Genomic DNA, 23264 nt, shown 5'->3' with positions numbered 1-23264 from the left:
GTCATCATCCGCCGGTGAGGATCGAGCGGACGCGGTGGAAGGCCAGGTGTGCGGCAGCCTTGCCGACGGCCGGGAGCGGTACGACGGCGAGCAGGGCGTGCGTGCGTGTCCAGGACGGGTCCGAGGGGAGCGCGCCCTCCGGGCCGGCGTACATCGGCGTCATCGCACGCCCGACCGCATCCTCGAGCCCGATCGGCGGCGTGCCGTGGCTCGGCTTCCACGTGTGGCCGGGGCGGCAGACCATGTCGTGGCGGAGCGACTCGATCAGCGACGTGACGGTGTGGAAGGGCGCGGTCGTGGTGAGGGCGGCCGCGAGCCCGACGAGTCCGGGTGGCGCGACCGGCACCGGGACGCGGAGCCGGGCCAGGCCCGCCGCGCGGCCGCACACCTGCAGCAGGTCGGGATAGGCGATGACGTCCGGTCCGCCGAGGTCGATGGCACCGCTCAGGGACTCGTCGGTCAGCGCGTCGTCGACCGCCCTCAGGACGTCGGAGACGGCGACGGGCTGGACCGAGCTCTGCATCCACTTCGGCACCGGCTGCACGAGGAACAGGGTCGCGACCTGCCGGATGATCTCGAACGACGTCGACCCCGCCCCGATCACGACGCCGGCACGCAGCGCGACGGACCCGTCGATGGCCGCCAGCAGGATCCGTTCGACCTCCAGCCGGGAGGCTATGTGGGTCGACAGCTCCGCCTCCGGCACGTCGGGGACGAGTCCCGAAAGGTAGACGAGGCGTCGTACGCCGCTCGCGGCCACCGCGGCCGCGACGGTCTCGGCAGCCACCCGGTCGCGGTCGCTGAAGTCGCTGCGGTCGAGGGAGTGGACGAGGTAGACGACGGCGTCGACGTCCTCGACCGCCTCCCCGACTGCGGCGGGGTCGGTGACGTCGCACCGGATCGCACGGACCCGGTCGTCCCAGCCGAAGCGGTCGGGCCGCGGCGGCGACGACGACGCGGCCACGACGTCGTACCCGTGCTCGAGCAGGTGGGGCACGAGGCGCGAACCGATGTAGCCGGTGGCGCCGAGGACGAGGACCCTCACGCTTCGCCCAGGTGCTTGAGGAGGTTGCGGGAGAAGACGGTGCCCATGTGCTTCACGACGCCGGCCATGACGCGCTCGACCGCGGGCCGGGCCAGGCCGGGCAGCGGGAGGTTGCAGGCGATCTGCAGGTCGATGCTCACGTCGGTGCCGCCGTCGGCACGGTCGCTGAGGTCATAGGTGCCGTTGACGGCGGTCATCTCGTCGGGCCGGTCCGGGTCGTGCGTGAAGACGATCCGGTCCTGGGGCTGCAGCTCCATCACCTCGGTGAACTTCGGCGCCACGGAGAGGCCCAGCACCGGGATGGTGCCCATCCGCCAGGTCCACCGGTCGCCCTCCACGTCGATGCTCGTGACGTAGGGCGTGATCTTCGCGATCAGGTCGGCATCGGTGAGAGCGGCCCACACCTCGCTGCGCGGTGAGCGGAGCACGGCCGAGGAGCGGTCGCGGGCACGGAAGGTCGCCATGGCCGCCACGCTACCGACGGCGGCCACACGCGGGACCACCCTGTCAGCGGTGTCCCATCCACGTCCCGGCGCTTCGGGACGTGGGTGGGCCACCGCTCACTGGACGGTCAGCCTCGGGGCAGCTCCCCGAGGTTGCGGAGCAGGAGCGCCTCGGCCTTGACGACCTTCTCGAACTCGGCGAGGTGGAGTCCCTCGTTGGCGCCGTGGGCGCGGGTGTCGGGGTCCTCGACGCCGGTGACCAGCACGCTGGCCTGCGGGAACGTCTCGAGGAACTCGGCGATGAAGGGGATCGAGCCGCCGACGCCCATGTCGACCGGGGCGGTGCCGTCCCAGGCCTCGGCGAACGCAGCGCGCGCGGCGTCGTACGCCGGACCGCTGGCGTCGATCTGCGTCGCCTCACCGGTGTCGACGACGGTCGTCGTGAGGGTCGCGCCCCAGGGGGTGTGCTTCTCGAGGTGGGCCTGGAGGCACTGGACGGCGTTGGCGGTCGTGTCGCCGGGGGCGATCCGCATGCTGATGCGGCAGCGGGCGGCGGGGACGAGGGTGTTGGAGGCGCCCTCGACCTTGGGGGCGTCGAGGCCGGTGATGCTGATCGACGGCTTGGTCCACAGGCGCTCGACGACCGAGCCGGAGCCGATCCACTCGATGCCCTCGGCGGCGCCGGACTCGGCGCGGAGGCGGGCCTCGGGGTACTCCACGTCGGCGGCGGGGCCGGCGTGGAGGCCCTCCACCGCGACGTTGCCGGCGTCGTCGTTGAGCGAGGCGATGACCCGGCTCAGCGTCATGATCGAGTCGGGGACGAGGCCGCCCCACATGCCACTGTGGACGGCGTGGGTCAGTGTGCGGATCTCGACGTCCATCCGGACCAGGCCGCGCAGCGACGTGGTGAGGGCGGGCTCGCCGATGTCCCAGTTGCCGGAGTCGGCGATGACGATGACGTCGGCGGCGAGGCGCTCCTTGTTGGCCTCGAGCAGCTCGACGAGGGTGTCGGAACCGACCTCCTCCTCGCCCTCGATGAACATCACCAGGTTGACCGGCAGGTCGTCGCCGAAGACCCGGACCGCGCCGAGGTGGGCGGCGATGCCGGCCTTGTCGTCGGCCGCGCCGCGGCCGTACAGCCGGTCGCCGCGCTCGGTGGGCTCCCACGGCGGGGAGTCCCAGTCGGCGTGGTCGTTCTCGGGCTGGACGTCGTGGTGGGCGTAGAGCAGAACCGTCGGGGCGCCCTCGGGGCCGGCCTTCTTCGCGATCACGGCGGGCGGCGCGCCGTCGTGGGCGCGCACGATCTCGCACTCGAAGCCCTCCGCCGCGAACAGGTCGCGAGTGGCCTCGGCGCTGCGCTCGACCTCGCCGGCGCGGGCCGGGTCGGCGGACACGGACTGGATGCGGACGAGGTCCTCGAGGTCACGGCGGATGCCGGGCATGACCTCGGCGAGGCGGGCAGAGATGTCGACAGTCATCCCGACACCCTAGGTCCCCTCGTTCACCCGTCGAGAGACGCCCGGTCGCCGTGGCGCCGCTCCAGCATCAGCTGGCGCTCGGTGTCGGCGAAGCCGAGCCGGCGGTAGATGCCGATGGCCTCGCCGTCGTCGTCCGCGACGATCACGAGCGTCCGCGCGCCGAGGTGCTCGAGGGCGTAGCGACCCGCCGCGTGCACGGCGGCAGCGGCCAGTCCCTTGCGCCGGTGCTGGAGGTGCGTCTCCACGCTCTGGAAGCGCGCGACCCCGTCTTCGGTGGTGAAGACAGCAGCGGTGCTGACGACCTCTCCGTCGACGAGGACGCCGAACCGGGTGCCGCGACCGGCTGCGACCAGGGACTGCTCCTGCACGTTGCGCCCGCGAGCGAAGCGCATGTGCGACTCCTCGTCGTCGCGCTCCTCGATCGCGACACTCAGCCGCGCCCGGCTCTCCCAGTCGGCCTCGGACTCCAGCGCCCGGACCTCGCCCTCGACCTCGCGGGGAGGCTTCAGCTCGGAGGCGGTGAGAACTGACGCCACGTCGACCACGAGCCCGGCCGCCTCGAAGGCCGCGCGTGCCTCGGGGGTGAGGTCGGGGGTGTCGATGCCGATGCTGACGTGGCCGGCCTCGGGGAACTCGGTGTGGAAGGCGCCCACCACCTCCCGCTCACCGCCGGGCACGGGCGGCCCGGCGAGGAGGATGAAGTTGCCCCAGTAGTACGTCGGGTTGTCCGGCGTACGGACCACGAGGTGGGTGCCGCGGTCCTCCACGACACTGCCGGAGGCGGTCAGCAGGGCGAGGTCGGTGCGGAAGCCGAGCGAGGTCACATTCATGGGGCGCACGCTAGAGGTTGTCGGCGCCCGTGTCGGGGTCGGCCGTCGTGGAGGGCGAATCACCGCGCTCCGGATCGGCCCCGGCGTCCCACTGCCAGTCGCGCACCTCGGGGAGGTCGTCGCCGTGGTCGCGCGTCCACTGACGGGCCCGACGCCGTGTGTCGACCATCAGCTGGCGGACGGCGGCGGCGCGCGGCCCGAGGTCGGGCACGCGGTCGATGACGTCCATCACCAGGTGGTAGCGGTCGGTGTCGTTCATCATCACCATGTCGAACGGCGTGGTCGTCGTGCCCTCCTCCTTGTAGCCGCGAACGTGAAGGTTGTCGTGGTTGGTGCGCCGGTAGGTCAACCGGTGGATCAGCCAGGGATAGCCGTGGTAGGCGAAGACCACCGGCTTGTCGGTGGTGAAGACGGCGTCGAACTCCCGGTCGCCCAGGCCGTGCGGGTGCTCGCGCTCGTCCTGGAGCCGCATCAGGTCGACGACGTTGACGAAGCGCACCCGCAGCTCGGGCAGGTGCTCGCGCAGCAGGGACACCGCGGCGAGCGCCTCCAGGGTGGGTACGTCGCCCGCTGCCGCCACCACCACGTCGGGATCCCCGTCGTCGTTCGAGGCCCAGTCCCAGATGCCGAGGCCGCGGGCGCAGTGCAGGTCGGCCTGCTGGGCGTCGAGCCAGTCGAAGCTCGGCTGCTTGCCGGACACCACGACGTTGACGTAGTGCTCGCTCTGCAGGCAGTGGGCCATCGTGGACAGCAGGGTGTTGGCGTCCGGCGGCAGGTAGACGCGCACGACCTCGGCCTTCTTGTTGAGCACGTGGTCGATGAAGCCGGGGTCCTGGTGGGAGAAGCCGTTGTGGTCCTGGCGCCACACGTGCGAGCTCAGCAGGTAGTTGAGGCTCGCGATGCGCGGACGCCACCCGATCTCGCGAGTGGTCTTGAGCCACTTGGCGTGCTGGTTGAGCATCGAGTCGACGAGGTGGATGAAGGCCTCGTAGCAGCTGAAGAGCCCGTGCCGCCCGGTGAGGAGGTAGCCCTCGAGCCAGCCCTGGCAGGTGTGCTCGGAGAGGATCTCCACCACCCGACCGGACCGGGCGAGGTGCTCGTCGACGTCGGTGAGCTCGCCCGCCCAGACCTTGTCGGTCACCTCGTAGACCGCGTCCAGTCGGTTGGACGCGGTCTCGTCGGGCCCGAAGATGCGGAAGTTCGTGTCGTTGTCGCGGACGACCCCGACGAGCCACTGGCCCAGCACGCGGGTCGGCTCGTGGATGGACGCTCCCGGCCGCACCACCTCGACGGCGCTCTCCCGCCAGTCGGGCAGGCGCAGCGGCCGCTTGAGCAGGCCGCCGTTGGCGTGCGGGTTGGCGCTCATCCGCCGGGTGCCGGCCGGCGCCTGCCGGCGTACCGCCTCCACCGGCCGGCCGTCGTCGCCGAAGAGCTCGTCGGGGGCGTACGAGCGCAGCCACTCCTCGAGCTGCGCGCGGTGCTCGTCGTTGTCCCGGGTCCCGGCCAGCGGCACCTGGTGGGCCCGCCACGTGCCCTCGACCGGCTTGCCGTCGACCTCCGCCGGGCCGGTCCACCCCTTCGGCGTGACGAGCAGGATCATCGGCCACGGCCGGCGCTCCAGGTCGCCGTCCTCCCGGGCGGCGCGCCAGGTCTCGCGGATCATGTCGTGGGCCTCGTCGAGCGCCGCGGCCATCTGCCGGTGCACGTCGGCGGGGTCGTCGCCCTCCACGGTGATCACGTGGTGGCCGTAGCCGCGCAGCAGGCTCTCGAGCTCCTCGCGCGGGATCCGGGCCGGGATGGTCGGGTTGGCGATCTTCCAGCCGTTGAGGGCCAGGATCGGCAGCACCGCACCGTCGTTGACCGGGTCGACGAACTTGTTGCCGTGCCAGCTCGCGGCCAGCGGGCCGGTCTCGAACTCGCCGTCGCCGACCACCGCGGTCACGACGAGGTCGGGGTTGTCCATCGCGGCGCCGTAGGCGTGCGACAGCACGTAGCCGAGCTCGCCGCCCTCGTGGATGGAGCCGGGGGTCTCCGGGGCGACGTGGCTCGGGATGCCGCCGGGGAAGGAGAACTGGCGGAACAGCCTCGACATCCCGTCGCGGTCGTCGCCGATCGCGGGGTACACCTCCGAGTACGTGCCCTCGAGCCACGCGTTGGCCACGGCAGCCGGCCCGCCGTGGCCCGGTCCGCACAGGATGATCGCGTCGACGTCGCGCTCGCGGATCAGCCGGTTGAGGTGCGTCCAGACCAGGTTGAGGCCCGGCGTGGTGCCCCAGTGGCCGAGCAGCCTGGGCTTGATGTCCTCGCGCTCGAGCGGGCGCTCGAGGAGAGGGTTGTCGAGCAGGTAGATCTGCCCGACGGAGAGATAGTTGGCCGCACGGAACCAGAGGTCGAGCTCGCGGACCTGGTCATCGGTGAGGGACGCCATGCTCCTTGGTACCGGAATCCGGCGCCGGTGAACATCACCTGTCCCGGGTCTTGCCCGTCCGGGCCTAGAGCGGGAGGTACGCCGAGAGGTCGGTGCGCTCGCCGCTCGCGACGACCAGCCCTGCGTCGACCGCCTCGCTCCACGTCGTACGACCCGTGGCGAGGGCCAGCCAGGTCTCGCCGTCGGTCTCCACGACGGCCGGCGGGGTGCCTCGGGTGTGCCGCACGCCGGGCACGACCTGGACGGCGGCGAAGGGCGGCACCCGGACCTCGACCGACCGTCCGGGGGCGAGCACCTCGAGGCGCGCGAGGTAGTGCTTGACCAGCGCCCGGGTGTCACCGTCGGCGTGGGCCGTCGCGAGCTGGTCGGGGGTGAGGACCTTGAGTCGGGCAGGCACGCCCCGAGGCTAGACCGACACCAGGAAGGCAGTTCGCGCCAGGTCGGTGCTCGCTGGGCGTGGCCGTTCGACGCCGGCGTGCGAACTGCCTTCCTGGTGCCTCACCCGATCGAGTCGAGGACCTCCATGCACGCCGCCCACGCGGCGCTGTCGGTCTCGATCACGCCGAAGTGGCCGCCGGTGACCTCGACGAGCGTGGCCTCGGCGCCCGCGGCGGTCGCGGCGTCGACGTAGGTCTCGGCCTGGCTGAACGGGACGGTGTCGTCGTCGCGGGCGTGCACCGCCCAGACTGGGACGTCGAGGGGCACCTGGGTGAGCGGGTCGGCCTGCTCGTACGTCGCTGCGTCGGGGTCGCCGAGGAAGGCCAGCGCGGCCCCGTCCCCGAGGTCGTCCGCGACCGCCGCCCGCAGGTCGAGCACCCCGGCCTGGCTGACGACGTGGGTGAGGGCCGGGCCGTCGGCCCAGCGATCGAGGCGCAGCCGCGCGCCCGCCCAGGTGGCGAGGTGCCCGCCTGCCGAGTGGCCCAGCGTGACGACCGGCCCGGTGGCGTCGGCGGCGACCGCACCGATCGCGGCGTGGACGTCGTCGAGGGTCGCAGGGAAGCCGCCGCCGTTGCCGACCCGGCGGTACTCCACGTTGGCCGCCGTCCAGCCGCGCGCCACCAGGTCCTCGGCGAGCGGAGCGCCGTAGTCAGCGCCGTACTGCGCCTTCCAGAACCCGCCGTGGAGGACGACGACCAACCCCCGGCTGGCGCCCTCGGGGACGTGGAGGTCGACCCACTGGCTCGGGTCGTCGCCGTAGGTGATCCGCTCGGTGCCCGTTGCGTCCGCCACGTCCCCCACCCTGCCCGACGGGTCGTCCGAGCAGGCCGCGAGGGCAGGCGCCACGCCGAGGGCGCCGGTGGCGGCGATCGCCATCCGGCGGGAGAGCCTCACTCCCGCTCGCCGTCCTCGTCGCCGTCCGGGTAGGGCTGCACGACCTGCAGCAGGAGGTAGGTGCGACGCCCGGGGTCGCGGCCCCGGGTGCGCTCGGCCCACGAGTCGACGAGGTCGTCGATCTCCTGCCGGAGCTCGTTCGCCTCGTCGTCGGTGAGCTTGAGGGCGTGGTCGGAGGTCGCGAAGACGCCACTGCCCTCGGGCCGGTCCATCCTGAAGGTGCGGTCGATGACTCCGTGCAGACGGGCGAGCTGGCTGGCGCGGAACACGTCGACCGCAGCCCGGCCACCGGGGACGTCCGCGAGCTGCTTGAGGTTGACCGTGAAGCCCTCGCGCGCGGTCGCCCGCCAGACCCGGTCGCGCTTGTCGCGGGCCTCCTCGGGGGCCTCCTCGACCAGGCCGTACTTCGCGAGCTGGCGCAGGTGGAAGCTCGCCTGGTTGGCCGGGATGCCGAGCTCGCGGGCCACGTCGGCAGCTCGGACAGGTCCCGACGCGGAGAGCTCTTCGAGGATCCGGGTGCGCACCGGGTGCGCGATGGCACGCAGGACGCGGGGGTCGCTCAACGGTTGCGGCTCGGGCATGCGACCACCCTAGCGGAATTGCGCACGCACTATTGCGCAACATCACGTGCGCAACATATGGTGCGGACATGCCCGGATACCGACAGCTCTCGAAGAACCGCGACTTCACCGTGCTCTGGATCGGCGACACCGTGAGCGAGCTCGGCAGCGCGCTGTCGATGTTCGCCTTCCCCCTCATCGCCTACGCCCTCAGCGGCTCGGCGCTCACCGCCGCCATGGTCGAGGCCGCCTATCTCGGCGGCCTGTGCGCCACCCTGCTGCCGGCCGGCGTGCTCGCCGACCGCGTCGACCGCAAGCGGATCATGCTCGTGTCCAGCGCCACCGGCTGTGCGGCGTACACCTCGCTCGCGGTCGCAGGGGCGACCGGCAGCCTCACGCTCCCGCACCTCGTCGTGGTCGCGCTGGTCGCTGGCGTGGCGGCCGGAGCCTTCAACCCCGCGCAGCTCTCGGCGATCCGGTCGGTCGTCGCCACCGACGACCTGCCGACCGCCCTCAGCCAGAACCAGGCCCGCCAGCACGTCGCCTCGCTGCTCGGCGGACCGCTCGGGGGTGCGTTGTACGCCGTCACGCGGTGGCTGCCGTTCGCCGTCGACGCGATCACCTTCGCGGTCGCGTGCGCGACGGTCAGTCGCGTGCGCACCGACCTGTCAGCACCGCACCGTCGGCGCGAGCCGCTGCGCCGACAGCTCGGCGAGGGCTTCCGGTTCATCTGGCAGCGCCCGTTCTTCCGCACCTTGATGCTCTGGGCCTCACTGTCCAACCTGGTGACCAACGCGATCTTCTTCGTCGTCCTCCTGCGCATGATCGCCGAGGGCGTGCCCGCCGCCCAGATCGGCCTGGTCTCGATGGCCGCGGGCCTCGGCGGCATCCTCGGCGCGGCGCTGGCACCGAGCCTGATCCACCGGATGCCGACCGGTCGCCTGACCGTCCTCATCGGCTGGATGTGCTGCCTGCCCCTCGTGCCGCTCACGGTGTCGTCGAGCGTGTGGACCGCGTGCGCGTGCACGTTCTTCCTGCTGCTGCTCAGCCCGGTCGCCAACGCCGGCATCAGCTCCTACCGGATGGCCGTCACCCCGGCCCACCTGCAGGGCCGGATCGGCTCGACCAGCCAGTTCACGTCGATGTCGGTGATGCCGCTGGCACCGCTGCTCGGCGGCTACCTGCTCGAGCACCAGGGCGGCGCCACCGCGATCACCGCTCTGGTCGTGGCGTCCGCGCTGCTGGCCGTGCTGCTCACCTCGAGCCGGTCGATCCGGTCGGTGCCCCGTCCTTCGGAGTGGGCCACCCACGAGGAGTCGGCGCCCGAGCCCGTGTTGGCCGCCTGACCCGGCTGGAGTCACCGGATATCCGGTGACTCTCCCGCTTGTCACACCAGATCTGGGTCGCGAAGCGGGAGACTCGGGTGCACAGTACGTCGGTCCGCGCCGGTCGTGGCGCCCTCCTCAACCCACCCGCGAGAAGCGGGCGCCGACCTCGGCGACCTTGTCCGCCAGCTCGGGCGGCGACTCGACGACGAAGTCCGCACCTGAGCCGGCCAGCACCATCACCGGCCAGTCGAGGTCGTCGACGTTCATCTCGAGCACGCAGCCGGTGCCGTCCGCGCTGACGGTCCCCCAGCGGCCCACCTGCGCGGCGAGGTCCTCGGCCGGCATCGCGAGCCGGACGCGTACGGCGTGGCGCTGGGGCATCCGGCGGATGCCCTGATGCACGAACGCGAGGGCGTCGTCGGCCGGGAGCTCGCGCGGGCGGAAGCGCTGGCCGGTCGGCTCGGGGTCGGTGACCCGGTCCAGCCGGAAGCTGCGCCAGTCCGTCCGGTCGCGGTCCCAGGCCACGAGGTACCACCGGCGGCCGAGGGAGACGAGTCGCAGCGGCTCGACGCGGCGATGGCTCACCTCGGCCTCACGGGCGGTGTAGTCGAAGCGGAGCAGCTCGCTGTCGCGGCAGGCCTGCGCCAACGTCGTCAGCACCGTCGCGTCGACGACGGGTGCGCCCTCCCACGGGCCGGGGGCGTCGGTCTGGGACGCGACGGCGTCCATCTGGCGACGCAGCCGCGGCGGCATCAGGGACAGCACCTTGGACAGCGCCTGCACCGACCGGTCGTCGGTCCCTCCGACCGCGCCGACCGCCGCGGTGCGCAGGCCGACGGCGATCGCGACGGCCTCCTCGTCCTCGAGCAGCAGCGGCGGGAGCGAGCCGCCGGCGCGCAGCTGGTAGCCGCCGGCAGCGCCCCGCACGGCGTCCACGGTGTAGCCGAGGTCGCGCAGCCGGTCGACGTCGCGACGGAGCGTGCGGGGGCTCACCTCGAGTCGGTCCGACAGCTCCGGGCCCGGCCAGTAGCGGTGGGTCTGGAGCAGGGACAGCAGCCGCAACATCCGCTCGCTCGTGCTCATGGATCCAGATTAGATGGCAATGCGGACAAGAACTGACCGCATTGCTCCCTAGCGTCGGGGACATGACCTACCACCACCACACCGGACCGGCGATCGTGACGCGTGGCCTGACCCGCCACTTCACCTCGCGCAAGCAGACGGTCGAGGCCGTGCAGGGCCTCGACCTCGAGATCGGGCAGGGCGAGCTGGTCGCCTTCCTCGGACCCAACGGGGCAGGGAAGTCGACGACCCTGCGCATGCTGACCACCCTGATCGCCCCCACCTCGGGCTCGGCGAGCGTCGCCGGCCACGACGTCGTCAGCGCCCAGCGCGACGTACGCCGGGCGATCGGCTTCGTCGGGCAGGGCAACGGCGCCGGGCACCGCCAGCTCGGCCGCGACGAGCTGATCAGCCAGGGCCGTGCCCACGGCCTGTCCCGCGCCGACGCGCGGCGCCGCGCCGCCGAGCTGGTCGAGGACCTCGACCTCACCGCCGTCGCCGACCGCAAGGTCTCCTCCCTCTCCGGCGGCCAGCGCCGCCGGCTCGACATCGCGATGGGGCTGGTCCACCTGCCGCGGGTGCTCTTCCTCGACGAGCCCTCCACCGGCCTCGACCCGCAGAACCGCGCCAACCTCCAGGAGCTGATCCGGCGGCTCCACGCCGAGAGCGGCAGCACCGTCGTGCTCACCACGCACTACCTCGAGGAGGCCGACGCCCTCGCCGGTCGCGTCGTGGTCGTCGACCACGGCCGGGTGATCGCCGACGACACCGCGGCCCGGCTCAAGAGCGGGCTCGGCGACCTGGTCCGGCTCGGCTTCGGCTCGCCGGGCGACTCCGCCCGGGCCGCCGCCCGGCTGGAGCGGGTGCCCGACTCCCGCGTCGAGGTCGACGGCTCCTCGCTCGACCTGCGGGTCATGGACGGCTCCGCGATGGTCGGTGAGCTGCTCGCCGACCTGGCCGCGGACGGCGTACCCCCGACGCGGGTGGAGGTCGCGCGACCCACGCTCGACGACGTCTTCCTCGACCTCACCGGTCGCAGCCTGCGCGAGACCCAGTCCACCGACACCACCGGATCCACCACCTCCACCACCACCGAGACCGAGAGCGAGGTCGCAGCATGAGCACCTTCGTCGCCGACACCTGGAACGTGATGAACCGCGAGCTCAAGCCCGTGTGGCGCGAGCCGATGGCGGTGGTCTTCGCGATGATCCAGCCGCTGGTCTTCCTCGGCCTCTTCGCGCCGCTGCTCCCCGAGATGGCCGACGGCTCGGCGCTGCAGTGGTTCGTGCCGGGCATCGTCGCGATGACCGCGCTGATGGGGGCGTCGTTCACCGGAGCCAACCTGATGGAGGAGATGCAGTCCGGCTCGCACGAGCGGCAGCTGGTCTCGCCGCTGGGCCGCCCGGCGCTGCTGGTCGGCCGCGCACTGAAGGAGGTCGTGCCGATGTTGATGCAGGTCGCGATCATCGTCGCGGTCGTCACGCCGTTCGCCTTCGACCTGCACCTGGGCGGGGTGCTCGTGGCCACGCTGGTGCTGTCGGTCTTCAGCGTCGGGGTCGGCGCGCTGTCGTTCGCGCTGGCGCTCGCGTCGAAGGGCCAGGACTGGATGTTCTGGACGATCCAGCAGACGCTGCTGTTCCCGACCCTCCTGACCGCCGGCGTGCTGCTGCCGGTCGACGGGGCGCCGCGCTGGCTCGAGGTCATCTCGATGCTCAACCCGATGACGTACGTCGTCGACGCGACGCGCGCGCTCTTCGCCGGCACCTTCCCGGCCGACGTCGTCCTGCAGGGCGTGCTCGGCGCCGGGGTCGTCGCGGCCCTCGGGCTCGTCGTCGGGGTGCGGGCGATGCGTCGCTCGAACTGACGCTCCTGCGGGAAAGTCCCCGGATATCCGGGGACTTTCCCACTGGGCACCCCAGATCTCGGGTGCAAGGCGGGAGACTCGGGTGCGAAGTCCCTCCAGAGCTTCAGGAGCCGAGGGCCGCCGGAAGGGTCGCGCGCCAGGCCGCCTTGGCCTCGGCGACGGGGAGGTCGAAGGCACCCTCGACCGAGATCGCGTCGCCGCCGGTGCGCCCGATCGGCGTGACGGGCACGCCGTGCTGCTGTGCCAGCGCGACCAGTGCGTCGGCCTGCTCGTCGGTCACCGTCACCAGCGCGCGGGCGGTGGACTCGGAGAAGAGCGCCACGAACGCGTCGTCAGCCACCGAGGCCAGCGACACGGCAACGCCGATGTCGCGGGAGAACGTCGACTCGGCGAGCGCCTGGGCCAGGCCTCCGTCGGAGAGGTCGTGGGCGCTGGTGACGACGCCGTCGCGAGCGGCGTCCTGCAGCAGCGCGGCGAGCGCCTGCTCGGCCGCGAGGTCGAGCGCCGGCGGCATCCCGCCGAGGTGGCCGTGCACGACGTGCGCCCACTCGGAGCCGGAGAGCTCGTCCCGGGTCTCGCCGAGCAGGAACACCCGCTCCCCCGCGGCGCCGAAGCCGGTCGGCGTACGACGCGTGACGTCGTCGATGACGCCGAGGACCGCCACGACCGGGGTCGGCAGGATCGCCGTCTCGCCGGTCTGGTTGTAGAGGCTGACGTTGCCGCCGGTGACCGGGATGCCGAGCTCGAGGCAGGCGTCCTTGAGTCCGCGGCACGCCTCGGCGAACTGCCACATCACGTCCGGGTCCTCGGGCGAGCCGAAGTTGAGGCAGTCGGAGACGGCGAGCGGGCGGGCGCCGCCGGTGGCGACGTTGCGGTAGGACTCGGCCAGCGCGAGCTGCGCGCCGGTGTAGGGGTCGAGCTTGGCGAAGCGACCGTTGCAGTCGGTGGACACCGAGACGCCGAGGTTGGTGTCGGGGTCGACGCGCACCATGCCGGAGTCGGCCGGCTGGGCGAGGACGGTGTTGCCCTGCACGTAGCGGTCGTACTGGTCGGTGATCCACGACTTGTCGCAGAGGTTGGGCGAGGCGACGAGCTGGAGCAGGGTGTCGCGCAGCTCGGCGCCGGACGACGGACGGGACAGCGACTCGGCACCGTCGGCCTGGAGGGCGTCCTGCCAGGAGGGGCGGGCGAACGGCCGCTGGTAGGTCGGGCCGTCGTGTGCGACGGACCGCGGGGGTACGTCGACGACGCGCTCGCCGTGCCAGTCGATGTGCAGGCGGCCGGAGTCGGTCACCTCACCGACGACGACGGCCTCGACGTCCCACTTCTCGCAGATCGCCATGAACGCGTCGACGTCGTCGGGCTCGACGACCGCCATCATCCGCTCCTGCGACTCGCTCATGAGGATCTCCTCGGGAGCAAGGGTGGAGTCGCGCAGGGGCACGCGGTCGAGCTCGACGTGCATGCCGCCGTCGCCGGCCGAGGCGAGCTCGGAGGTGGCGCACGAGAGCCCGGCGCCGCCGAGGTCCTGGATGCCGGCGATCACGCCGGCCGCGAAGAGCTCGAGCGTGCACTCGATGAGCAGCTTCTCCATGAACGGGTCGCCGACCTGCACGCTCGGCCGCTTGGCCGGGCCGGTCTCGTCGAAGGTCTCGCTGGCGAGCACGGAGACACCGCCGATGCCGTCGCCACCGGTGCGCGCGCCGTAGAGCACGACCTGGTTGCCGGTGCCGGTCGCGTTGGCGAGGTGGAGGTCCTCGTGGCGGAGCACGCCCACGCAGAGCGCGTTGACCAGCGGGTTGCCGGCGTAGGTCTCGTCGAAGACGGCCTCGCCGCCGATGTTGGGCAGGCCGAGGCAGTTGCCGTAGCCGCCGACGCCGGCCACGATCCCGGGCAGCACGCGCGCGGTGTCGGGGGCGTCGAGCGGGCCGAAGCGGAGCGGGTCCATCACCGCGACCGGGCGGGCGCCCATCGCGAGGATGTCGCGGACGATGCCGCCGACGCCGGTGGCCGCGCCCTGGTAGGGCTCGACGAACGACGGGTGGTTGTGGCTCTCGACCTTGAACGTCACGGCGTAGCCCTGACCGATGTCGAGCACGCCGGCGTTCTCGCCGATGCCGGCGAGCATCTTGCCGACCGGCGTCTCCTGCGGGATCTCGCCGAACTGCTTGAGGTGCACCTTGGTGGACTTGTACGAGCAGTGCTCGCTCCACATCACGCTGTACATCGCGAGCTCGGAGCTCGTCGGACGACGGCCCAGGATCTCGCGGATCCGGGCGTATTCGTCGGCCTTGAGGCCGAGGTCGGCCCACGGCTGCTCGCGCTCGGCGTCGGTGGCCGCCAGGGCCACTGTGTCGAGGGTGCCGGTCGCGCCGGACGTCGTGAGACTGGCGTTCGTGGCGGGGCGGGACTGCGGGGCGGCGCTCGTGTCGGGCACGGCGCCAATCTACCGGCGCCGCGGACCAGGTCGGCCGCCGGTCCACCAGGTCGCGACCGGCCCCGAGGTCAGGTCAGCAGCCCGTCGGCGATGACCTCGAGCATCGGACGCACGGTCGCGACCTCGAGGCCGGAGGTGTCGGCGACGGTGGCGACGCCGCCGACGAGGCGCGCGACCTGGAGGGGTGTGACGTCCTCGCGTACGGCGCCCTCCGCCCGCAGCTCGTCGAGCACCCGTCCGCTCGCCGCCTGCAGCACCTCGCACTTGCTGCGGATCGGCGAGCTCTCGTCGCCCATGGCTCCGGTGATCTTGGCCGGGCCGCCCTTGTGCACGCTGATCAGCCGGACGTACTCCTCGAACCAGTTGAGGAGGAGGTCGCGTGGCGCTCCCTCGTGGGCGAGCGCCTTGTCGGCCGTGTCCTGCACGTGGTCGACCCAGGCCTGCATGACCGCGTCGATGAGGTCGTCACGGGTCGGGAAGTGCCGGTAGAGCGTGCCCGGCCCCACACCGGACTGCTTGGCGATGAGGTCGAGGGACGCGTCGTAGCCCTGCTCGCGGAACACCTGTCGGGCCACCTCGACGATGCGGTCACGGTTGCGCTGGGCGTCGGCACGCACGGAGCTTTCCCTTTCGGTCTTGCTAAACGGAGACAGTCTCCGTATTGTCGTTCAGGAAGCGGAGTCATCCTCCGGATCTACTGTACCTCGGCTCCACAGAGTCAGAACAGGACTGCACCTCATGTCATCCACCACCTCCCTGCTCCCCCAGGGATCCCGGCACGAGCTCCCGACCGACCTGCCACCGCAGGCCGGTCGCGCCGCAGCCGGCATCGCGATCGTCCTGGTCGCCCAGCTGATGATCGTGCTCGACGCCACGGTCGTGAACGTCGCGCTCCCGCGCATCGACGCCGACCTCGCCTTCGGCCCCGCGTCCCTGTCGTGGGTCCTCAACGCCTACACGCTCGCCTTCGGCGGGCTCCTGCTCCTCGGCGGGCGCCTCGGCGACGTCCTCGGCCGCCGTCGTACCTTCGAGGTCGGGCTCGCCGTCTTCACGGTCGCCTCCGCGCTCGGCGGACTCGCCCAGACACCTGACCAGCTCGTGGCGACCCGCGCGCTCCAGGGCGTCGGTGCAGCCCTGGCCGCACCGAGCGTGCTGGCCCTCCTGACCACGAGCGCACCCGACGAGGCGGCACGCAACCGCGCCCTCGCGCTCTTCGGCGCGGTCTCCTCGGGCGGCGCCTCCATCGGTCTCGTCCTGGGCGGCCTGCTCACCGACGTCGGGTCGTGGCGGTGGACGCTCTTCATCAACGTGCCCCTCGGCATCGCCGTGCTGCTGCTCGTGGGCCGGTTCGTCGACGAGACCGCGCGTCGCCCCGGGCGCTTCGACCTCGTCGGCGCCGCGAGCGCGACGGTCGGCGCCGTGTCCCTCGTCTGGGCCCTCATCGGAGCTCCCGAGCACGGCTGGGGCTCGGCGCGCACCATCGGCGGCTTCGTCCTCGGCGCGGCGCTGCTCCTGCTGCTCGCCCGGACCGAGACCCGGCACCCGCACCCGATGGTGCAGCCACACCTGGTCCGCAACCGGCGCCGTGTCGGTGCCCTCGCCGCGATGGCACTGGTCGTCGGCGCGAACCTGTCGATGTTCTTCCTCGTCGTCCAGTACGCCCAGACCGTGCTCGGCTTCGGACCGCTGATGTCGGGCGTCGCCTTCCTGCCCTTCAGCCTCGGCATCTTCGCGATGTCGCGAGTCACTCCGTGGCTCATCGGCAGGGTGGGGCCGCGCGCGATGGTGATGACCGGCACGGGCGCGCTCACGCTCGGCTACGCCTGGCTCAGCGCCGCGGGCGCGGACGGCACCTACCTCGGCACCGTCTTCGGCCCGATGGTGATCGCCGGTCTGGCCACCGGCCTGGTGTTCATGCCGATCACGGTCACCGTCCTCGCCGGGGTGGAGCCCGAGCACGCCGGAGCGGCGTCCGGTCTCCTGCAGACCACCCAGCAGCTCGGCAGTGCGATCGGCGTGGCCGTCATCGTCTCGGTGTACGCCGCCGGCGCGGTGCCCGGCCAGCTCGTCCCCGGCCTGCAGGCGGCCTTCCTCACCTCGGCCGGCTTCGCCGCGGTGGCACTGCTGGTGACGGCGGCGCTGCTCCGGGCGCCCGCGCCGCAGGTCGTGGAGCTGGTCGACGAGCGTGAGCCGGAGGCCGTCGCCGAGGCGGCCTGACCTCGGAGGAGCCCCGCCGGGTCGGCCGCGCGCCTACCGGCGGGGCCCCTCCGCGTGACCGCCCGGGGTCGGCTCGTGGACGACCCGCACGGCCTGACGCCGCTCGCCGCCGTCCGCCTGCTCGCCGTCGGCGTCGGCCCCCGCCTCCGGGACGGCGACCTCGGCCAGTTCGTCGGCCTCGTCCGCCTCCTCGCGCTCGTCGTCCCGCCGCGACTCCTTGCCGCCGGCGCGGACCCCCGCCTCGCGCGCCGCCTCCCGCTCGGCCTTGCGGGCCGCGCGCTCGGCACGCTTCTCCTCGAGGGCCGCACGCTTGGCCTCGCGCACCGCTTCCTTCTCCCGGGCGGCGCGGGCGGCCGTCTCCTCCGACGCCGTGCGCTCCAGACGCGGGGTCTGCATCCGGGCCGGCCCGCCACGACCGCTCACCATGCCGCGCGACATGGACCCGGCGCGTGCGGCCATGCCGCCCGCGCCCATCCCGCCGGTGGGTGGCGTGCCGGTGACCGGCCGCTTCGTCCCGCCCCCGCGCCGGGCGAGCAGTCCGCCCGCCGCGGCGGCGGACTGCGACGTCAGCCCTGCCGCGGAGAGTCCCGTCAGGTCGGGGACGGACACCGAGATCGGGGCCACCGGCGGCAGCGCGGAGACGCCGGTCTGGGCTGCGCCCGGCACCGAGGTGGACGGAGGCGCGATCGTGCCGACTCCCGACTCCTCTCCCCCGGGCCCGCCGAACCCCGCGAAGCTGCCCCCGGTGAGCGACAGCAGCTCGGTGCGCACGGTGACCAGCTCGGCGCGGGCCGACCGGAGCCGGGCGCTCTCCTGGTCGAGCGCCACCGTGAGCCGGTGGCGGATGTCGTCGGTCTCGGCCTGGCCTCGGGTGACCTTGCCGCGGTCCTCGTCCTCGGAGGGCTTGAAGACCAGGTGTCGCGACTCCCCGACCACCTCGTGCGGCACCGCCGCGACGGTCGTCCAGGCGCGGTCGAGGTCCTTCTGCGACGACGTCATCAGCGTGGCGGACGCGCGGAGGCAGTCGGCGATCCGGTCGGCCAGAGAGGTGAAGCGGTCGAGGTGGGCGAGCACCTGCCTGCGGTGCTGCTCGTAGCTCTCGGCGGACGCCGCGTCCCACCCCTCGGTGGCGCGCCGCGCGGCGTCGACGAGCTCGTCACCGCGACGTGACACCAGCGCGCTGACCTCGGTCCACCGCTGGGCGGCGGCCTCGAGCGGCCGGACGTCGGCGCGCAGCTCCCACGGGTTGGCCGGCACGGTCAGCGACCTCCCGGTCCCGGCATGATCCCGAACGGCCCCTCGCCCAGCAGGTGGGTGGCGCGCTCGAGCTCGGCGGCGACCGTGTCGTCGGCGCGCAGGGCGTCGCGAGCGGCGTCGACGAGCCCGGCGACGCCCAGCTCGAGCGCGCCGGCGAGCGAGGTCAGGACCTCGTCGGCGTCGCCCAGCGCATCGGCGTACGACGCTGCGAGGTTGGCCGTGCCGGTCGCGTCGCCGAGCGCCACGCACGCCTCGGCGAGCTCCTCGACGGCGTCCGCCCAGTCCTGCCGCATCGCGTCGAGGACGCGCTCGGACGAGCCCGCCAGCTCGACCAGCCGGGCCGGCTCGACCTGCATCAGGGATCGTCTGCCGCTTGCGCTCACCTCAGCGGAATACCCCCGACGGCGGGAGCCAAACACGGTCGCTGTCGACCTGTGGGCAAACATTCCGGGAGGGCCGGTTTCGCGGCGCCGCGTTCGGGGAAGACGATCGAGCACGACCCGCCCCCGCCCGCTCCAGGAGCCGCGATGAACGCCGTGATGACCGTCGACCTCTCCGAGCTCGACGCCTGGTCCGCGCAGGTCCAGCGCGCCGGCGACGACCTCTCCGGCATCGCCCGCAACGGCGGCAACGCGCTCGTCCAGACCGACTTCGGCCCCATCCTCGAGACCATGATGGGCGCCTACAACGCCCTGCTGCCCTCGGTGCACCAGTCGCTGGAGGACAACGGCGCCGGGATGCGCGACCACGCCGAGGCGCTGCGGGCCACTGCCCGCGACTTCACGCTCACCGAGGACGGCGTCGTACGCCGCCACAACGCCGCCGGCGTCGACGGCCGCGACGGGTCGAGCCGCTTCTGGGACGTCGCCGACACCACCATCCGGCGGGCCGGCCCCACCGAGAGCAGCCTGCCCCAGATCAGCTTCGGCTTCCCGTACGACACCGTCTGCGACCTGGTGCGGATGCTGACCGGCTTCGACATCCGCGCCGAGCTCGCGGAGAAGATCGGCGGCGACGTCGTCGGTGCGTCGACCCAGGGCTCGTCCTTCGGCGCGCTCGGCCAGTCGATGCGCGGCGTCGCGTCCAACCTCGAGAGCGGGAGCTCGACGATCTCGCAGACGTGGCAGGGCGGCGCGTCCGACGCGGCGGTCAAGCAGATCGTCACGTGGGTCGGCTCGCTCGACGCCCAGGCCGGCCAGCTCGTCCAGATGGGCCAGACCGTCGTGCAGATCTGCCGCGACGCCTGGCAGACCGCCCTCTCGGTGGTGCAGTGCGTGAAGGCGGCGGTGCAGACCGTCTCCTCCGCGCTGGCGACGATGAGCATCCCCGGCGTCGGCTGGGCCCGCGTCGTGCAGGCCGTCTTCCAGGCCTTCCAGGCGGTGATGAAGGCCTACAAGGTGCTGATGAAGCTCATCAACATCCTCCAGCAGGTCAAGTCGCTCATCACGACGGTGAAGAGCTTCTTCGACGGCGACAAGGCGCCCGTCTCGACGCCCGGCGCCCCCGTCTCCACTGGCGCGCCGAGCAGCGTCACGCGCGACCCGAGCACCGTCACCACCCCGACGGTCGGCCAGCGCCCCGTGCCGGTCGCACCTTCTCTGGCATAGCCTCCCGCCATGAGCGACCCCCGCAGCCAGGCGGAGATCCTGGCGGCGATCAGCGAGGCGCGCGAGGACCTGACCGCGAGCCTGGCCGACCTCCGATCGACCGTCGACCAGCTCAACGCGCGCCCGCTGCTCACCGATGAGGAGAAGCAGGCGCTCGAGGAGCAGGCCGAGTCCGGCGAGCTCGGCGAGGACATGAAGACGCTCGTGGAGAAGATCCGCGGCGGCGAGGACACCTGGGAACAGGTCTTCTCCGGCCAGTCCTCCAACGGCGCGCTGCTCCAGGGACACCTGACGCGGATGGTCGAGGAGCACCAGGACGACATCGCGCTGGCGTTCGAGGAGCTCGTCGAGGAGGAAGAGGCCAAGGGCAACTTCCTCCTCGACGACGTGCCGACCGCCGACTGACCACGGCGAACTACAGATCTGTAGTTCTGCCGAACGACTGTTACGCGTGTGACTCATGTGGTTCTCTGGGTGCGCCTGCCCCGCGACACACCCTTCCCCGCCTGCCTGGAGTCACCCATGCGCCGCGCCCGCCAGACCCGACCTCGTACGCTCGTCCGGACCGTGACGGCCGCCCTTGCGCTGGTGCTCGTCGCACCGCTCGTCGGGTCGACGACCGCGACCGCCGACGAGCCCGCACCGCAGGCCCGCAAGCTCGCCTCGCAGCGCCAGGTCGCGCTCGCCACCCCGGGCGACTTCACCGGCTACGGCTTCGACCAGTGCGTCGCGCCGACCCAGTCGGCGATGGACGCGTGGTGGAAGAAGTCACCGTTCACCGCGGTCGGCATCTACATCTCCGGCGACTCCCGCGCCTGCCGCACCCAGCCCAACCTCAGCCCCACCTGGGTCGCCGCCCAGGTCGCCCGCGGCTGGCGACTGCTGCCCATCGCCCTCGGACCGCAGGCGTCGTGCCAGCCACGCTTCCCGCGCTACAAGGACGACTTCAAGATCTCGCCGAGCCCCACCGGCGGCTACGCCACGGCGGCCGCGCAGGGTGCGGCCGAGGCCGACAAGAACGCCGCCGACGCAGCGACGTACGGCATCGGCGCGGGCAGCACGATCTGGTACGACCTCGAGGGCTTCGACCTCACCAACACCCACTGCCGCGAGTCGGCGCTCGTCTTCACGTCCGCGTGGGTCACCCGGATCAAGGCGCTCGGCTACACCGCCGGCTTCTACTCCAGCGCGAGCTCGGGCATCAAGATGCTCGACGACGCCCGCACCCAGCGCCCCGGCCAGTTCGCTCTGCCGGACCGCATCTGGATCGCCCGCTGGGACGGGGCCGCCAACACCTCCACGACCTACATCCCGGAGGACGGCTGGCGTCCCGGCGGTCGGATGAAGCAGTACCTCGGCGGCCACAACGAGACGTGGGGCGGCGTCACGATCAACATCGACAGCAACTTCATCGACCTCGGCGCCGGCTCCCAGCCGCGGCCGGAGGGGCGTTGCCCCGGCACCCGGCTCGGCTTCTGGAAGTACCCCGCGCTCTCGCCGTCCTCCGCGAAGTCCACGCGCGTCAAGGCGCTGCAGTGCCTCCTCGCTGAGCAGGGCACCTACTCGGGTCCGGTCAACGGCTCGTACGACGCCGCCACGATCGCCGGCGCGCGCGCCTGGCAGGCCGCCCGCAAGTTCACCCCGAGCAACACCTTCGAGAAGCGGCACTGGACGGCGCTGCTCGCCGCCGGTGCCCGTACGACGGTCAAGCGCGGGTCGGTCGACGAGTCGGTGCACCGGCTCCAGCGGGCGCTCAACGCGGCCGGCGCGGGGCGCTTCCGGGCGACCGGTGTGTTCGACGCCAAGACCGAGGCGGCCGTGCGGACCTACCAGTCACGCCTGAAGATCGGCGTCTCGGGCGTCGCCACGCGGCAGACCTGGAACAAGCTGCAGCAGGGTCGCTGACCCCAGGGGTGGCCGCGTTTTCGTGATCCCCGGCTGACCGGGGATCACTGACGTCAGGCAGGCGGGCCGACGACGAGCGCGACGCCCGTCAGGCCGGCCACGGCGACGAGGCCTACCAGCGCACCCTGGGCCGGTCGGCGGACCAGCCAGCCGGTGAGCCGCTCGAGGAGGCCGTGCGGAGCCTCGGAGCGCAGGCGCCAGGAGTCACCCAGCAGCCCCGCGCGCTCGGCGTACCGCTCGAAGGGCACCGTCGCGAACGGCGGCACGGCAGCGCCGAGGCCCATCGCCAGCCGGCTGACCGGCCACTTCTGGTCGACGAAAAGGAGCGCGGTCACCAGGCAGTAGGCGATGAACACGACCCCGTGGACCATGCCGAAGACCTGGACGCCGAGCTCGGTGGTCTCGGTGACGTACTTGAGGAACATGCCCGTCAGCAGCAGCGCCCAGGTGACGGCCTCGGCGCGTGCGACGAGACGGTAGAGACGGGTCGGGCTCATGCAAAGGCCTTCTCGACGAGGGAGGTGAAGAACCCGAGCCCGTCGGTGCCGGGACCGGTGAGGTCCTCGACCGCGTGCTCGGGGTGCGGCATGAGGCCGACGACGTTGCCGCGCTCGTTGGAGATGCCGGCGATGTCACGGAGCGAGCCGTTGGGGTTGTCGTCGAGGTAGCGCGCGACCACCCGGCCCTCGCCCTCGAGCATGTCGAGCGTCGGCTCGTCGGCGACGAAGCCGCCCTCGCCGTTCTTCAGCACGATCGTGACCTCAGCACCCTCGGCGTAGGCCGACGTCCACGGGGTGTCGACACGCTCGATGCGCAGCCGCTGGTCACGACAGACGAACTTGCGGTGGTCGTTGCGGATCAGCGCGCCCGGCAGCAGGTGCGACTCGCAGAGGATCTGGAAGCCGTTGCAGATGCCGAGCACGGGCAGGCCCTTGCCGGCCGCCTCGATCACCGACGTCATCACCGGGGCGAAGCGGGAGATGGCGCCGCAGCGGAGGTAGTCGCCGTAGGAGAAGCCGCCGGGGAGCACGATCGCGTCGACGCCCTTGAGGTCGTCGTCGCCGTGCCACAGCGCGACCGCCTCGTTGCCGCCGATCGTGACGGCGCGGCGGGCATCGACGTCGTCGAGCGAGCCGGGGAAGGTGACGACACCGACCTTCATGCGCGACCGGCCTCGTGGGCGACCTCGGCCACCGAGTGCTCCTCGACGTGGACCTCGAAGTCCTCGATCACCGGGTTGGACAGCAGCGTCCCGGCGACCTCCTCGATCTGGGCGAGCACCTCGGGGGTGATCTCGCCGTCGACCTGGAGCTCGAACCGCTTGCCCTGCCGGACGTCGGTGACGAGGTCGAACCCGAGCCGGGGCAGCGCACCGAGCACCGCCTTGCCCTGGGGGTCGAGGATCTCGGGCTTGGGCATGACGTCGACGACGACTCGGGCCACGGGGATGCTCCTGGGTGACAGGGTGGGA

The 23264-nt window shown here is 72.4% G+C and carries 23 protein-coding genes; 7 read left to right on the top strand and 16 right to left on the bottom strand.

The window, feature by feature from the left end; genetic code table 11:
• Nucleotides 1–4 precede the first annotated feature (4 nt).
• The 8 genes from JOD65_RS05495 to JOD65_RS05460 form a co-directional block, all read right to left on the bottom strand.
• Entirely contained in the window at nt 5–1045 is a 1041-nt protein-coding gene (locus tag JOD65_RS05495) for an NAD(P)H-binding protein (protein WP_191193377.1), read from the bottom strand.
• The gene (locus tag JOD65_RS05490; protein ID WP_191193378.1) at nt 1042–1509 is read right to left on the bottom strand and encodes an SRPBCC family protein; all 468 of its coding nucleotides are present in this window, start codon (nt 1507–1509) and stop codon (nt 1042–1044) included. The genes JOD65_RS05495 and JOD65_RS05490 overlap by 4 nt, the downstream gene beginning before the upstream one ends.
• 107 nt (nt 1510–1616) lie before the next feature.
• On the bottom strand, nt 1617–2966 hold the full coding sequence (locus JOD65_RS05485) for a dipeptidase (RefSeq protein WP_191193379.1): 1350 nt from the start codon (nt 2964–2966) through the stop codon (nt 1617–1619).
• 23 nt (nt 2967–2989) lie between these two features.
• Nucleotides 2990–3796, bottom strand: coding sequence for a GNAT family N-acetyltransferase (locus tag JOD65_RS05480; protein ID WP_191193380.1), 807 nt, complete (start codon nt 3794–3796; stop codon nt 2990–2992).
• Nucleotides 3797–3806: 10 nt separating this feature from the next.
• Nucleotides 3807–6224: a phosphoketolase family protein gene (locus JOD65_RS05475; RefSeq protein WP_191193381.1), complete on the bottom strand. Its 2418-nt coding sequence runs from the start codon at nt 6222–6224 to the stop codon at nt 3807–3809.
• Nucleotides 6225–6288: 64 nt separating this feature from the next.
• Nucleotides 6289–6621: a sterol carrier family protein gene (locus tag JOD65_RS05470; protein WP_191193382.1), complete on the bottom strand. Its 333-nt coding sequence runs from the start codon at nt 6619–6621 to the stop codon at nt 6289–6291.
• A 101-nt stretch (nt 6622–6722) separates the two neighbouring features.
• Nucleotides 6723–7556, bottom strand: a complete 834-nt coding sequence (locus JOD65_RS05465) for an alpha/beta hydrolase (protein WP_204810964.1) — start codon at nt 7554–7556, stop codon at nt 6723–6725.
• Entirely contained in the window at nt 7553–8137 is a 585-nt protein-coding gene (locus tag JOD65_RS05460) for an ArsR/SmtB family transcription factor (RefSeq protein ID WP_191193383.1), read from the bottom strand. Before JOD65_RS05460 ends, JOD65_RS05465 begins: the two co-directional genes overlap by 4 nt.
• A 68-nt stretch (nt 8138–8205) precedes the next feature.
• Between JOD65_RS05460 and JOD65_RS05455 the strand changes: the two genes are divergently transcribed.
• Nucleotides 8206–9462, top strand: a complete 1257-nt coding sequence (locus JOD65_RS05455) for an MFS transporter (protein ID WP_191193384.1) — start codon at nt 8206–8208, stop codon at nt 9460–9462.
• 117 nt (nt 9463–9579) lie between these two features.
• Here the strand turns inward: JOD65_RS05455 and JOD65_RS05450 are convergent, their stop codons facing one another.
• Nucleotides 9580–10527 carry a helix-turn-helix transcriptional regulator gene (locus JOD65_RS05450; protein ID WP_204810963.1) on the bottom strand — a complete coding sequence of 316 codons (948 nt, stop codon included), beginning with the start codon at nt 10525–10527 and terminating at the stop codon, nt 9580–9582.
• 62 nt (nt 10528–10589) lie between these two features.
• Between JOD65_RS05450 and JOD65_RS05445 the strand changes: the two genes are divergently transcribed.
• Nucleotides 10590–11627 (top strand): ATP-binding cassette domain-containing protein, encoded by a 1038-nt coding sequence (locus JOD65_RS05445; protein ID WP_191193385.1) that lies wholly within the window; start codon nt 10590–10592, stop codon nt 11625–11627.
• The gene (locus JOD65_RS05440; RefSeq protein WP_191193386.1) at nt 11624–12370 is read left to right on the top strand and encodes an ABC transporter permease; all 747 of its coding nucleotides are present in this window, start codon (nt 11624–11626) and stop codon (nt 12368–12370) included. Before JOD65_RS05445 ends, JOD65_RS05440 begins: the two co-directional genes overlap by 4 nt.
• A 103-nt stretch (nt 12371–12473) precedes the next feature.
• On the opposite strand, the gene purL is transcribed toward JOD65_RS05440, so the two are convergent.
• Both purL and JOD65_RS05430 read right to left on the bottom strand, forming a co-directional pair.
• Nucleotides 12474–14720, bottom strand: a complete 2247-nt coding sequence (gene purL, locus JOD65_RS05435) for a phosphoribosylformylglycinamidine synthase subunit PurL (RefSeq protein ID WP_204811428.1) — start codon at nt 14718–14720, stop codon at nt 12474–12476.
• Nucleotides 14721–14875: 155 nt separating this feature from the next.
• Nucleotides 14876–15424, bottom strand: coding sequence for a TetR/AcrR family transcriptional regulator (locus JOD65_RS05430; protein ID WP_191193388.1), 549 nt, complete (start codon nt 15422–15424; stop codon nt 14876–14878).
• Between the two features lie 121 nt (nt 15425–15545).
• Between JOD65_RS05430 and JOD65_RS05425 the strand changes: the two genes are divergently transcribed.
• Complete coding sequence (locus JOD65_RS05425; RefSeq protein WP_191193389.1) at nt 15546–17024, top strand: MFS transporter; 1479 nt, start codon at nt 15546–15548, stop codon at nt 17022–17024.
• A gap of 33 nt (nt 17025–17057) precedes the next feature.
• On the opposite strand, the gene JOD65_RS05420 is transcribed toward JOD65_RS05425, so the two are convergent.
• Both JOD65_RS05420 and JOD65_RS05415 read right to left on the bottom strand, forming a co-directional pair.
• Nucleotides 17058–18281: a hypothetical protein gene (locus JOD65_RS05420; RefSeq protein ID WP_191193390.1), complete on the bottom strand. Its 1224-nt coding sequence runs from the start codon at nt 18279–18281 to the stop codon at nt 17058–17060.
• A gap of 2 nt (nt 18282–18283) precedes the next feature.
• On the bottom strand, nt 18284–18637 hold the full coding sequence (locus tag JOD65_RS05415; RefSeq protein WP_191193391.1) for a hypothetical protein: 354 nt from the start codon (nt 18635–18637) through the stop codon (nt 18284–18286).
• A gap of 171 nt (nt 18638–18808) precedes the next feature.
• On the opposite strand from JOD65_RS05415, the gene JOD65_RS05410 reads away from it, so the two are divergent.
• From JOD65_RS05410 to JOD65_RS05400, 3 genes are all read left to right on the top strand, one after another.
• Nucleotides 18809–19888 (top strand): type VII secretion target, encoded by a 1080-nt coding sequence (locus JOD65_RS05410; protein WP_191193392.1) that lies wholly within the window; start codon nt 18809–18811, stop codon nt 19886–19888.
• A 9-nt stretch (nt 19889–19897) separates the two neighbouring features.
• Nucleotides 19898–20293 (top strand): hypothetical protein, encoded by a 396-nt coding sequence (locus JOD65_RS05405; RefSeq protein ID WP_191193393.1) that lies wholly within the window; start codon nt 19898–19900, stop codon nt 20291–20293.
• Nucleotides 20294–20455: 162 nt separating this feature from the next.
• The gene (locus tag JOD65_RS05400) at nt 20456–21793 is read left to right on the top strand and encodes a glycoside hydrolase domain-containing protein (protein ID WP_191193394.1); all 1338 of its coding nucleotides are present in this window, start codon (nt 20456–20458) and stop codon (nt 21791–21793) included.
• A 53-nt stretch (nt 21794–21846) separates the two neighbouring features.
• On the opposite strand, the gene JOD65_RS05395 is transcribed toward JOD65_RS05400, so the two are convergent.
• The 3 genes from JOD65_RS05395 to purS are packed head-to-tail and all read right to left on the bottom strand — an operon-like array spanning nt 21847 to nt 23236.
• The gene (locus tag JOD65_RS05395; RefSeq protein ID WP_191193395.1) at nt 21847–22290 is read right to left on the bottom strand and encodes a DUF3817 domain-containing protein; all 444 of its coding nucleotides are present in this window, start codon (nt 22288–22290) and stop codon (nt 21847–21849) included.
• On the bottom strand, nt 22287–22955 hold the full coding sequence (gene purQ / locus JOD65_RS05390; protein WP_191193396.1) for a phosphoribosylformylglycinamidine synthase subunit PurQ: 669 nt from the start codon (nt 22953–22955) through the stop codon (nt 22287–22289). Before purQ ends, JOD65_RS05395 begins: the two co-directional genes overlap by 4 nt.
• Nucleotides 22952–23236, bottom strand: coding sequence for a phosphoribosylformylglycinamidine synthase subunit PurS (gene purS / locus JOD65_RS05385; RefSeq protein ID WP_191193397.1), 285 nt, complete (start codon nt 23234–23236; stop codon nt 22952–22954). The genes purQ and purS overlap by 4 nt, the downstream gene beginning before the upstream one ends.
• Nucleotides 23237–23264: the final 28 nt, after the last annotated feature.

Source organism: Nocardioides cavernae, assembly GCF_016907475.1.
Classification (GTDB): domain Bacteria; phylum Actinomycetota; class Actinomycetes; order Propionibacteriales; family Nocardioidaceae; genus Nocardioides; species Nocardioides cavernae.
The sequence above is the reverse complement of the archived record's forward strand: the minus strand, read 5'-3'. Positions and strand labels throughout refer to the sequence as shown.